10 protein-coding genes are annotated in these 12,826 nt (G+C 49.8%); 7 read left to right on the top strand and 3 right to left on the bottom strand.

The annotated features are described in order from the left end of the window. Position 1: 1 nt before the first annotated feature. The gene (locus AC0YNT_RS08250) at positions 2 to 748 is read right to left on the bottom strand and encodes a response regulator transcription factor (RefSeq protein ID WP_475804126.1); all 747 of its coding nucleotides are present in this window, start codon (positions 746 to 748) and stop codon (positions 2 to 4) included. Between the two features lie 366 nt (positions 749 to 1,114). On the opposite strand from AC0YNT_RS08250, the gene AC0YNT_RS08255 reads away from it, so the two are divergent. The 7 genes from AC0YNT_RS08255 (at position 1,115) to AC0YNT_RS08285 (ending at position 9,320) form a co-directional block, all read left to right on the top strand. Continuing rightward, a complete protein-coding gene (locus AC0YNT_RS08255) occupies positions 1,115 to 2,119 on the top strand; it encodes an ABC transporter ATP-binding protein (RefSeq protein ID WP_475804127.1) in 1,005 nt (334 codons plus the stop codon). After that, positions 2,116 to 3,114, top strand: a complete 999-nt coding sequence (locus AC0YNT_RS08260) for an ABC transporter ATP-binding protein (protein WP_475804128.1) — start codon at positions 2,116 to 2,118, stop codon at positions 3,112 to 3,114. Before AC0YNT_RS08255 ends, AC0YNT_RS08260 begins: the two co-directional genes overlap by 4 nt. 27 nt (positions 3,115 to 3,141) lie before the next feature. After that, on the top strand, positions 3,142 to 4,092 hold the full coding sequence (locus tag AC0YNT_RS08265) for an ABC transporter permease (RefSeq protein ID WP_475804129.1): 951 nt from the start codon (positions 3,142 to 3,144) through the stop codon (positions 4,090 to 4,092). Positions 4,093 to 4,141: 49 nt separating this feature from the next. Continuing rightward, positions 4,142 to 5,041, top strand: coding sequence for an oligopeptide ABC transporter permease (gene opp4C, locus AC0YNT_RS08270; RefSeq protein ID WP_475804130.1), 900 nt, complete (start codon positions 4,142 to 4,144; stop codon positions 5,039 to 5,041). A gap of 51 nt (positions 5,042 to 5,092) precedes the next feature. After that, positions 5,093 to 6,754: an ABC transporter substrate-binding protein gene (locus AC0YNT_RS08275; RefSeq protein ID WP_475804131.1), complete on the top strand. Its 1,662-nt coding sequence runs from the start codon at positions 5,093 to 5,095 to the stop codon at positions 6,752 to 6,754. Positions 6,755 to 6,787: 33 nt separating this feature from the next. Further along, positions 6,788 to 7,777, top strand: coding sequence for an ABC transporter ATP-binding protein (locus tag AC0YNT_RS08280; protein ID WP_475804132.1), 990 nt, complete (start codon positions 6,788 to 6,790; stop codon positions 7,775 to 7,777). A gap of 79 nt (positions 7,778 to 7,856) precedes the next feature. After that, positions 7,857 to 9,320 (top strand): M20 family metallopeptidase, encoded by a 1,464-nt coding sequence (locus AC0YNT_RS08285; RefSeq protein ID WP_475804133.1) that lies wholly within the window; start codon positions 7,857 to 7,859, stop codon positions 9,318 to 9,320. A 625-nt stretch (positions 9,321 to 9,945) separates the two neighbouring features. Here AC0YNT_RS08285 and gcvPB read toward each other — a convergent pair. Together gcvPB and gcvPA are read right to left on the bottom strand one after the other, a co-directional pair. Beyond that, positions 9,946 to 11,451 (bottom strand): aminomethyl-transferring glycine dehydrogenase subunit GcvPB, encoded by a 1,506-nt coding sequence (gene gcvPB / locus AC0YNT_RS08290; protein ID WP_475804541.1) that lies wholly within the window; start codon positions 11,449 to 11,451, stop codon positions 9,946 to 9,948. Positions 11,452 to 11,459: 8 nt separating this feature from the next. Further along, on the bottom strand, positions 11,460 to 12,818 hold the full coding sequence (gene gcvPA, locus AC0YNT_RS08295) for an aminomethyl-transferring glycine dehydrogenase subunit GcvPA (RefSeq protein ID WP_475804134.1): 1,359 nt from the start codon (positions 12,816 to 12,818) through the stop codon (positions 11,460 to 11,462). Between the last annotated feature and the right edge of the window lie 8 nt (positions 12,819 to 12,826).

Raw genomic sequence — 12,826 nt, forward strand, 5'->3', positions numbered from 1 at the left:
ACTATTCCTCGTTTCGGTATTCTCTAGGCGTCATTCCGAAGTAACTGCGAAACATCCTCGTAAAATTTTTGGCGTTGCTGTAGCCTACGGTCTCGCTAATCTCATAGGTTCTGCTGGACGTTGAGCGAAGCAGGTCAGCCGCTTTGTCCATGCGCAGCTTAGTTAAGAAATCAGAGAAATTCTCCCCCGTCTTGGTCTTAAAGTATTTGCTCAAATAATAAGGGTTCAAAAAAACATGCTTGGCTGCTGATTCGAGTGATGCAGAAGCCAGATTGTCATGAAGGTAAGCCTTTATCTTCTCGATTGTCTGATCCCCCGAAATATTGTCCTGTACTAAGGCTGGAGGAACCGTCGTCTGCCTCGTCTGGTCAAGCTCATTTTTAATCTGTCCGAACACCTCGGCAATTTCCGCGTATTTGGTTGGTTTGGTCAAATATCTTTTCACCCCGTACTGCAGGGCGGACTGAGCATATTCGAATTCCCGGAAACCGCTGAGCAGGACAACCTTCACCTCAGACTGCTTCCGAAACAGTCGCTCGGCCACCTCAATTCCCGTAAGAGTAGGCATGCGAATATCGCACAATAACACATCGACCTGCTGCTCAGCAATGAAAGCAAGTGCCTCTTCGCCGTCGCTCGCTTGTCCGATGACGCGATAGCCAAATTCATGCCATGGAAAATAATTGCTGAGCCCATTGCGGATTTCGCTCTCGTCATCCGTAATCAATAGATTGTACAAATTCCCCACCTCCGCATTAAGTTATCTGACAATTCTAAAGATTCGATACCTTTTTATCCCTTGACAGCTATGAAAGACAAGAATTGAATCCTATGTCCTTAAGCGAAGGGTCTGTAATGTTCTGTAATATTGATGTTAAATAAGGTTACACAGAAAACATTCTTCCGTAGAAATAAGAGTCAAACGCTCGGACATGTGGAAACTTATCGCGAATATACCATAAAGCAGATTGAAAGAGTAGGTAGATTCCCACAATAATTGAACAGGAAAACTGTGTAACTACACACTTTTTAATACGATTTGTTAAATGTTGTTACTTTTTCTAACATGAACGTTGCATGACAAGCCGATGAAGGCAACGAAGGAGGGTTTACCATGCTGCTGGAGATTAATAATTTGAAGACGGTCTTCAAAACGGAGAAGGGTGAGGTCACCTCGGTAGACGGAGTAAGCTTGCAAGTGGGCAAGGGAGAAACCGTCGGTATTGTTGGTGAGTCCGGTTGCGGGAAGAGTGTTACGTCGCTGTCCATTATGCGCCTGCTAGGGAAAAACGGACGGATTAAGGAAGGAGAGATCCGGTTTATGGACAAGGATCTCGCCAAGCTGTCCGAATCCGAGCTTCGTCAGATGCGCGGCGGTGACATGGCCATGATCTTTCAAGAGCCGATGACCTCCCTCAATCCAGTCTTCACGATTGGTAACCAATTAATTGAAGCTATTCGGCTTCATTCTGATCTAAAGGGCAAGGCTGCCGAGCAATACGCAATCGAGATGCTTAAGAAGGTAGGTATTCCTCGTCCTGAGGCCATCATGACAAGCTACCCGCATGCCTTATCCGGTGGGATGAGACAACGGGTCATGATTGCAATGGCACTTTCGTGCAAGCCGAAGCTGTTGATCGCTGACGAACCAACAACAGCACTGGACGTCACCATACAAGCTCAGATTCTGAATTTGATGAAGGGGCTTCGCGAGGAGATTGGAGCTTCTATTGTACTTATCACTCATGATCTTGGCGTAATAGCCGAGATGGCGGATAAAGTCGTTGTCATGTATGCGGGGCAGGTGGTAGAGGAAACGGATGTATACACCCTGTTCGAAAATCCGCTTCACCCTTATACGCAAGGCTTAATGAAGTCGATCCCGCATCTGGATAACGATACGGAGGATATTTTAGCATCCATCCCCGGGGCTGTACCGCCGTTAACGAATATGCCTGCTGGGTGCAGATTTCATGACCGTTGTGAGTTTGCCAGCGAGAAATGCCAATTGCAAGCGCCTATTTTCAAGCCGGTCCAAGAAGGACATTCTGTACGCTGTTGGAAGGCGCAAGAGCCAGAAGTGTGGGAGATGGAATCGCGAGAGGAGGAAGCCGTATGACAGAGAACGTACTGACCACACAAGCCGAACCGCTGCTGCGAGTTCAAGGGCTGAAAACCTATTATCCCATACGTCGCGGGCTGCTCTCCAAGACAGTTGGCAATGTAAAGGCAGTGGATGATATTACGCTGGAGCTTTATCCTGGCGAGACGCTGGGCTTGGTTGGTGAATCCGGTTGCGGCAAGTCAACGATCGGCCGGAGTATCATTCGGTTGGAAAATCCGACGGATGGTTCGATCTGGTTCGATGGGGAAGACATTACGAAGCATTCCATATCGGATCTTCGCTCGGTCCGTCCGAAGATGCAAATGATTTTCCAGGATCCCTTCTCTTCGTTAAATCCTCGCATGCGAGTGAGGGAATTGCTGGCCGAGCCGATGAGAGTTCACGGTATCGTTCCGGATGACAAAATAGAAGCCCGGATCGACTGGCTTCTCGATATGGTCGGTATTCCTCGAAGCTATAAGCAGCGTTTCCCCCACGAGTTCTCGGGAGGCCAGAGGCAGCGTATCGGCATTGCCCGCGCGCTTTCGCTGAATCCAAAGCTTATTGTGTGTGATGAACCGGTGTCAGCGCTTGATGTTTCGATTCAGGCACAAATTCTTAATTTGCTGAAGGATCTGCAGAAGGAACTGGGGCTGACTTACTTATTTATTGCCCATGGTCTTGGAGCGGTCAAATATATCAGCAACCGGATTGCCGTGATGTATCTTGGCAAGGTGGTGGAGATTGGGACGAAGGAAGAGATCTTCGCTAATCCGCGCCATCCCTATACGCAAGCGCTGCTAAGCGCTTATCCGGTTCCTGAACCACGCAAGCGGGGACAACAGCGAATTGTCCTGCAGGGTGATGTACCAAGCCCGGCTAATCCGCCTTCCGGCTGCCGTTTTCATACTCGTTGTCCATTTGCCACTGCGATGTGCACGGAGCAAGAGCCGCTTCTCATTGGCGGTGAGCATGCAGCGGCTTGTCATTATCCCCTTGCCGCCATTTAGCTGAAAAGATAGGAAAGGAGCGATATCATGCTAACGTACATCATCCGCAGAATTCTAATTGCAATTCCTGTTTTGTTCGGCATTACCATTATTAACTTTGTTATTATCAACCTCGCGCCGGGCAATCCGGTCGACATGTACATGTCCCCTGATACACCTCCCGAGCTGCTGGAATTGAGGAAAGAACAGCTTGGCCTTAATGACCCGTTATTCGTTCAATACTTCAAGTGGCTGGGGCAGCTCTTGTCCGGCAACCTTGGGTACTCCTTCAGTACGAATGAGGCCGTTGGTTCTATAATCGGTGAACGACTCGGACAGACGATGCTGCTAGGATTTTGCGCACTGCTGCTCGGTCTGCTCATTGCCTTGCCGATTGGTATCATGAGCGCGGTTAAGCAAAACTCGAAATTCGATTATCTGATGACTGGCTTATCGTTTGTTGGAACGTCGATTCCCCAGTTTTTCCTAGGCCTTCTCTGTATTTATATCTTTGCGGTTAATCTGGGCTGGCTGCCTGTCGGCGGCACGGAAACACTTGGCGGCAGCAGCGGGATTGGTGATCGGATCTTGCACATTGTTCTTCCGGCAATTGCGCTGGCCGTCGGGATCGCAGGCCGTAAAGTGCGCTATATACGAGCAAGTATGCTGGATGTGCTGAAGCAGGATTATCTGCGTACCGCCCGGGCCAAAGGTGTAAAGGAGTTTTTTGTAACAAACAAGCATGCTCTCCGCAACGCTCTTATTCCGGTTATTACCGTTGTTGGCATGGAGATCCCGCTGCTCTTCGGAGGCGCTGTTATTGTAGAGCAGCTGTTCCAATGGCCGGGTATTGGTCAGCTTACAATCAAGTCCATTATGTCACGCGATTATTCGACCATTATGGGTCTAAATCTAGTCACGGCTGTAATCGTCTTATCTGCTAATCTGCTTACGGATATTTTCTACTCGGTAGCTGATCCGCGCATTAAGTATAACTAAATGAAGTGTCATCACTTGCAACATACATACATGAGAGGAGGCGGACTTGATGTCTACTGTTAAAGCTGCTGCCACTGGAACGGTTGTCTATGCAGTCCGTGAAGAGCGTTCCGAAGGTACATTCCGTCAAATGTCACGGCGGTTTATGAAGCATAAGCTTGCTGTCGTTGGTCTCGTCGTCACATTGTTTCTCATTATTATCGCTATATTTGCTCCATGGCTTTCGCCGCATAATCCGTATGAGGTCACAGCCGAATTCTCGGCCTCTCCATCGTCTGCCCATTGGCTTGGGACGGACCAGGTAGGCAGGGATGTCATGGCGCGTTTAATCTATGCGACAAGGGTAGCCGTCATAGTAGGTTTTGGTACAGTTGCTATTTACGTCACCTTTGGCACCGTTGTTGGTTTGCTGTCCGCTTATGTTGGCGGATGGGTTGATATGATCGTGATGCGTATGACCGACATGTTTATGGCTTTTCCGTACATGATGGTTATTCTGGTGGTCGTAAGTGTGCTGGGGCCAACCTTATGGACACTCGTAATCGTCCTCGCCTTATTCTCCTGGCCGGCAATTGCCCGCTTGGTCAGAGGCAGTGTGCTGACACTGAAACAGATGGATTATGTAAAGGCCGGCGTATCACTTGGCTTAAGCACTCCGCGCATTGTGTTCCGTCATATTCTCCCGAATGCTATTGCTCCCATTATCGTCAACGCAACATTTGGCGTAGCAGCGGCTATTATGGCCGAGTCCGGGCTCAGCTTCCTCGGGATGGGCGTTCAGCCGCCAACAGCGAGCTGGGGCAATATGCTGACAGATGCACAATCCATCAGCGTAATGACCGATCAACCTTGGTTATGGCTGCCGCCAGGCATCATGATCCTGGTCATTGTATTGGCCATTAACTTCGTTGGCGACGGCCTGCGCGACGCCTTCGATCCTAAACAATAGCCTCAAAGAAATTAAATATAGAAGGCACATTAAAAAGCTGGAGGGGTTTGGATGAGGAAGACGCGTAAAGCATGGGTAGGCGGTTTACTTGCTCTAAGTATGTTTTTGGTATCAGCTTGCGGTTCGAACAATGGTAATAACAGCAATACGGGTAATACAGCTTCGAGTGCCAGCCCATCTGCTTCCGCAGCTGCATCCGAAAGCACGGGCAAGCCACTTTCAATTGGGCTAGTTAACCCGGTAACGACCTTTGACGTATTTAATCTCGATAATGCAGGCATCTTCGTCAATTCGTTCATGAGCGATACCCTTGTTGCCTTAAATAAAGATTACGGCTTTGATCCGAAGCTGGCGGAATCTATTGAGACGACGGACAACCAGAACTTCACAGTCAAGTTGAACAAAAATGCCAAATGGAGCGACGGAGAGCCATTCATAGCAGACGATGTTGAATTTACGCTTCGTATGTTCACAGATGCAAGTGTCAAGACGCTGCTTAATGTGTCATTCGTAGACGGACTGGATGCCGCAGGTAAACTGGCAGCAGGTCAAACGGAGTTGCCGTTTTACTCGAAAGTAGACGACAACACCTTTGTCATTAAGACCAAAAACCCGATGGAGACTACGCAATTCGAGTCCCAATTCGGCACATATATGCGCTTCCTGCCTAAGCATATCCTTAAGGATGTTGCTCCGGCGGATCTGAACAAAAATGAATTTATGATGAATCCGACGGTTACTAACGGTGCGTACAAATTCGTTAAGTTCGCCAAGGATCAGTATGTGGAGCTGGCTGCCAATCCGCTTTATTACGGAGGCGAGCCTTCGATTAAAGAGGTATTTATTAAAATGATGCCGGCTACTAACCTGGCCGCTCAGCTGCAGACGGGTGATATTCAAATGACATCCCCGGGAGTAGGGCTAATTCCAATCCAGGACTTCGATAAGGTAGAGAACATGGCAACAGTAGCGACGGGTTATGGTGATGCGAATAACCCAAATATTATGTTTATCAACTCGAAGACATTCCCAGATCCAAAAATGCGTCAGGCTATTGCTTATGCTATGAACCGGGATCTTATCGTCGATCAGCTGCTCAAGGGACAAGGGGATCTTGTCGACGGGATGCTGGGCAAGAGCCATCCTTATTATAATGCCGATATTCCACAATATTCGTATGATCCGAAGAAGGCAAAGCAGCTGCTAGAGGAAGCAGGCTGGGATTTCGGCAAACAAATTGAGTTTGTTGTTCCAACGGGTAACAAAATCCGTGAGCAAGCCTCCGATATCGCGGCAGAAAACTTGAAGGCTGTTGGTTTGAAGGTACAGGTAACCAAGCTGGACTTCCCAACGACGTACCAAAGGGCACTCAAGCATGATTTTGACCTGACAATTCTCAATCTCGGCTTCATTCTTGATCCGGGCAGCGTCTTTGGCTTATTCCTGTCAGGTGTGGCGTTTAACCTGGCGGATTATTCGAATCCTGAAGTTGATAAGCTGATCGGTCAAGGAGCCATGGAGCTTGATCCTGCTAAACGTCTCGAGATCTATAAGCAAATCCAGCAGATCCTGCATGATGATGTTCCGGTCATTGCTCTGTATGCAGACAAACAGCTGTATGCTGCATCTAAGGATCTGAATCTAGGTAAAGGCCTGGAGACAAGCGCGGTCGGCCTGCTTAATAATGTTATGCAATGGAAGTTCAACCAGTAAGCCGGAATTAGCTTCTTCGAGGGAGGGCTTGGGATGAGATCGCCTGAGAAGGGGCAGGCAGTGCCGCTGCTGAGGGTTGAGGGGCTGAAGACGTATTATCCGATTCGGCAGGGCGTATTCTCCCGGGTCGTGGACTATGTTAAGGCGGTTGATGGTGTCAGCTTCTCCATACGTGAGGGAGAGACCCTTGGCCTTGTTGGCGAATCCGGCTGCGGTAAATCAACGGTTGGGCGCTCCGTTATGCAGCTCGAAACTCCTCATGAAGGGAGCATCTTCTATAATGGCCGAGAGCTGTCTGAGCTTGGGAAGCGGGACTGGCGGCGAATGCGTGCAAGCATGCAAATGGTCTTCCAGGATCCTTATTCCTCTCTAAATCCACGGATGAGGGCTCGCGACATTGTCGCTGAGCCCCTTCTGGCCCATAAGCTGGAGACATGTACGACGGTATGGGGCAAGGTGGATCGGCTGTTTGAAACCGTTGGTATCGCAAGATGTGATCAGGACAGGTTCCCGCATGAATTTTCAGGAGGTCAACGTCAGCGTATAGGCATTGCCAGAGCGCTCGCGCTAAACCCCCGGCTTGTTGTCTGTGACGAGCCTGTCTCCGCTCTTGATGTCTCGATTCAAGCTCAAATCTTAAATTTACTTAGGGAGCTTCAAAGGGATTTCGGGCTCTCCTATTTATTCATTGGACATGGGCTAGGGGCCGTCCGATATATTAGCGACCGAATTGCTGTCATGTACCTTGGCAAGATTGTGGAGATTGCGAGCCGCGAAAAGCTGTTCCTGGCGCCAAAGCACCCCTATACGAATGCCCTTCTAAGTGCAAATCCAGTAGCGGACCCAAAGCTTCGTTCGAAGAGCCGGATTATAATTCAAGGGGATGTGCCGAGTCCGGTTATTCCTCCCTCTGGCTGCAGGTTCCATACTCGTTGTCCAATTGCCAAGGCGATTTGCAGAGAGTATGAGCCTGAGCTCAAGGGGAGGCAAGATCATACTGTAGCTTGTTTTGCGTTTGATTGACGGAAAGCAGGGGCTTGCAGCTATTGCTGGGCTCTTGCCTTTTGCCATAAATAATAACACTGTGAGAGAGGTGCTAGGTATGAATGGAAACCAGAATGAGAGCATTATTCAGGCGGTAACGGAAGCAATTGAAGGGAAGAGGAACTTTTTTATTAATGTCAGCGATCAAATCTGGGGCTTTGCAGAAACAAGGTTCGAGGAGGTCCGTTCTGCGGAGTTGCTGTGCCAGGCGCTCGAACAGGAAGGGTTCCACGTGGAACGTCGAGTGGCGGAGCTAGATACCGGGTTCATCGGAAGTTTCGGCAGTGGGTCCCCCGTTATTGCCTTTCTGGGTGAGTTCGATGCCTTAGCGAGCTTAAGTCAGGAGGCAGGCAAATCGACCTTTGCACCTATTGTTCCGGGTGCGAACGGTCATGGCTGCGGACATAATCTGCTGGGAGCGGGTTCTCTTGCTGCGGCAGTAGCAGTGAAGGATTACTTTATAGAGAATGGAATCTCCGGCACTATTCGCTATTACGGCTGTCCGGCGGAGGAGAGCGGCTCTGGAAAAGCGTATATGGCACGAGCGGGTTTATTCGCAGATGTGGATGCGGCTTTCTGTTGGCATCCCGCCACAACAAACGTTGTTATGCATATGTCCTCTCTTGCGAATCTGCATATCCATTTCAAGTTTGCGGGTAAAAGCGCTCATGCGGCTGCAGCTCCTCATCTTGGGAGAAGTGCACTTGATGCGGTTGAATTGATGAACGTAGGTGTCAACTATCTTCGGGAGCATATGATTAGTGAAGCTCGAATCCATTACGCTGTAACCAATACAGGTGGGTTCGCTCCGAATGTCGTACAGTCTGAAGCGGAGGTTAACTATTTAATCCGTGCGCCAAAAGCAGGCCAAGTACTGCCGCTGTTTGAGCGCGTGCTTGATGTAGCGCGTGGTGCAGCGCTAATGACGGGTACGAAGATGTCGTATCACTACGAGGGGGGAGCATCCAACCTCATACCAAACGCGACGCTGGAGGGCAAGATGCACGAATTTTTGCAGGAGCTGGACCTGCCTTTCTATACGGATGAAGAGATGTCATTCGCTAAGGCGATTTTAGATACGGTTCCTGAAGAGGACCGGCAGGCTGCCGCGGCTCAAGTTGGCAAACAGGCTGCTGCTTTGCTCCTCGAGCAGCCGCTATCCACCTTTGTTGCTCCGCTAATGGATAGAATGATCGTGATGCCTGCATCCACGGATGTCGGCGATGTCAGTTGGAATGTTCCAACTGCGCAGTGCGGTACAACTACCTGGGCGTTTGGGACGCAGGCTCATTCCTGGCAGGCCGTGGCACAGGGTAAGAGTGGCTATGCGCATAAGGGGATGCTCTTGGCCGGCAAGGCAATGGCGTGCACGGCAATCGCAGCGGTGCTGGAACCAACTCTTATTGCAAAGGCTAAGGCCGAGCTGGTCGAGCGTCTGGATGGGGAAACTTACGTCAGTCCATTCCCGGATGATGTGAAACCTCCTAGTTATGTAATAACGGAGCCAGCTGTACTGATCTAAAAGTAAGAAAGAGGCCGTCCTAGAAGTCATTAGGTGACTATGGGGTGGTCTTTTTTGTGCTTGCTGGGAAGGGCTTCAGCGTATAGTGAGTCTACTGTTTGAGAAGAAATAGCGGCTAAGGCTGGATTTATCAAATACGTTAGTGCTATAGAGCGGGGAAGGGTGTTTAAGTTGTTGTTAGAGGACAAGAGTAGGTATTTAGGTTGGATTTTATCCAATCAGTTATTGTTAGAGGACAAGAGTGGTCGTTTAGGTTGGATTTCATCCATTAGATTTGGGGGGAGATGCCTGTGAGCTGGCGTGTTTGGCTAATTCTATTGGGTGAAATCCAATCCAGTCGCAATATGAGGCACGATAATAGTGGATTGGCTGGATAAAATCCAACGTAGCTCTGAGTTGATAAGGACGGCGGTGCCCTGCCATGGCAGGGTGGAACAAGAAAGCGGCTGACCTGGGGGTCAGCCGCCTTTTGTGGTGTCAGTTGCAGGATTGTTACAGTGTTGGTTGTGCCGAGTCAGTTGCAAGAGTTGTAAAGTGCCGGCTGCCCCCAGCCAGTTACAGGAGAGGTACAGTGTTAGCTGTCGCCTACTCCGTTATAAGATTGTGGGTGTGCCGACTGCCCCAGTTAGTTGCAGGAGCAGTTCAATATCGGTTTACGTGCGGCAGTCGTTTCATCAAGGCGGCGAACGACGGTGCCGTACGGCGCATTGAGGACGAGCTCTGGATTGGTACGTGCTTCCTCTGCAATTTGAATCATCGTATCGATGAAGCCGTCGAGCGTTTCTTTGCTCTCTGTTTCGGTAGGCTCGATCATAATGCACTCCTCAACATTAAGCGGGAAGTAGATGGTTGGCGGATGATAACCGAAGTCGAGCAGTCGTTTGGCAACGTCGAGTGTCCGAACGCCATAATTGGCCTTCAGGCCTCGGCCTGACATAACGAACTCATGCTTACATACGCCTGGGTAAGGCATTTCGAAGTGCGGTGCCAAACGTGCCATCATATAGTTGGCATTCAGTACTGCGCACTCCGATACATGCTTCAGACCTTCCGGACCATAGGTACGGATATAAGTGTATGCGCGAACGAGAATGCCGAAGTTGCCGTAGTACGCTTTTACCCGGCCGATCGATTGTGGACGGTCGTAATCGAAGTAGTAAGAGCCATCCTCCGAGCGTGCAACAATTGGCTTCGGCAGGAATGGAATCAGCTTGCTCTTCACTCCAACTGGACCTGATCCGGGACCACCGCCGCCATGAGGCGTACTCATCGTCTTGTGAAGGTTAAGGTGAACAACATCAAAGCCCATATCGCCTGGCCGCGTAATTCCCATAATTGCATTGGAGTTTGCTCCGTCATAATAAAGCAGTCCGCCAGCTTCGTGAATAATTTGGGCGATCTCGACGATTTGTTCCTCGAATAAGCCAAGTGTACTCGGATTCGTCAGCATGAGTGCTGCTGTGTCGCTGCCGACAGCTGCGCGAAGGGCATCAAGATCAACCATGCCGCGCGCATTCGATTTAATGGTGATGGTCTCGAAGCCGGCGACAGTAGCGCTTGCCGGGTTTGTGCCATGCGAGGAGTCCGGTACGATAACCTTCGTGCGGCGTTCCCCACGGCTCTCGTGATAAGCGCGGATCATCATAAGGCCGGTCCATTCCCCGTGAGCGCCGGCAGCTGGCTGCAAGGTAACCTGATCCATGCCGGTTAGAGCAGCCAGATCATTCTGGAGGATGTACAAGAGCTCAAGTGCACCTTGGATACTTTCTTCCGGCTGATAAGGATGGATCTTGGCAAAGCCTGCAAAGCGTGCTGTATCTTCATTAATTTTAGGATTATATTTCATTGTGCATGAACCAAGCGGATAAAAGCCGTTATCAACGCCGAAATTACGTCGTGACAATTCGGTATAATGACGGATGACATCCACTTCATATACTTCCGGCAGCTGAGCTGGCGTTTCGCGAAGCATGGAAGCTGGAATATATTCAGAAGCAGGCTTTTGCGGTACATCGCAGGCAGGCAGGGAGTAAGCGACACGTCCATGCTTGCTTAGTTCGAAAATTAGTGCCTTTTCCGGCTTGGCGGAAGCTAGTACCTCACGTTTTTGCTCTGTGTTTGTATTATTCATCGTTATACTCATGCTACCGACTCCTCCAATCTGATGGCAAAGTTTTCGATTTCACTGCGTGTACGCTTCTCCGTAACAGCGACCAGCATATGTCCTTGAAGTTCTGGATAGGAAATGCCCAGATCATAGCCGCCAAGGAAGCCGGCTTTAAGCAGCTTGAGGTTTACTTCCCGGACAGAAACCCCATCCGGCAGCTTAATGACAAATTCATTAAAGAATGGAGTGCTGAAAGGAAGCTCGAAGCCGTGCTGCTGTAGTTCGTCGGCAGCGAAGTGTGCTTTTTGCAAATTAAGGTTTGCCGCGTCAATTAATCCTTGCTTACCCATTGTAGAAAGGTAGATTGAAGCGCATAGGGCGAGCAGGGCCTGATTAGAACAGATGTTGGAAGTCGCTTTCTCACGACGGATGTGCTGCTCCCGCGCTTGCAATGTTAGTACGAATCCGCGTTTACCGTCCAGGTCGGTCGTTTGCCCGACAATTCGTCCCGGCATCCGGCGAGTAAGCGGTTCAGCTACAGCGAAGAATCCACAAGTTGGTCCGCCAAGTGACTGCGAGATGCCAAGCGGCTGCGCATCACCAACACAAATATCTGCACCAAGCTTGCCTGGCGTTTCAAGAAGGCCAAGTGACATCGGATTGGTACTGACAACGAACAATCCTTTTACTCCATGAATGATTGGTTCAATAGCGGCAAGATCCTCTACAGCGCCAAAGAAATTTGGTGATTGAATGAGTACAGCTGCCGTATTAGCGGAGACGGCAGTTTGAAGAGCGCCCAGGTCCGTTACACCGTTCGCGTAACCCACTTCGACAACTTCAAGATTTAATCCACGTGCCATTGTGAGGACCATTTCCCGAGCTTCCGGGTGGACGGTGCGGGAAATAACAAGCTGCTTGCGTTTGGTTGCACCAGCGGCAAGTGCCCCAGCTTCAGCCAGTGCTGTTGTACCGTCATACATACTTGCGTTAGCAACCGCCATACCCGTTAACATGCAGATATAGGATTGGAATTCGAAGATCGCCTGCAGCTCGCCTTGGCTGATCTCCGGCTGATAAGGGGTATAAGCGGTATAAAATTCAGAGCGGGAAATCATATGGTTAATGACGACTGGCAGGTGATGATCGTAAATGCCTGCACCCAGGAAGCTTTTGTAACGATCCGTATCGGCGTTGCGTCCGGCCAGCTCCTTCATATGTTCGAGCAGAGACCATTCATCAAGAGCAGATGACATAGGCAGCGTGCCGCGGTAACGAATGGATTCCGGAATGTCACGGAACAGCTCTTCCATGTCTGAGACGCCAATTGTAGCAAGCATTTCTGCTTGATCTTCTGTGGTCATTGGAATGTAGCGATGTAGGTTGGTCATAATGGGAA

Source organism: Paenibacillus sp. J22R56 (assembly GCF_056269375.1).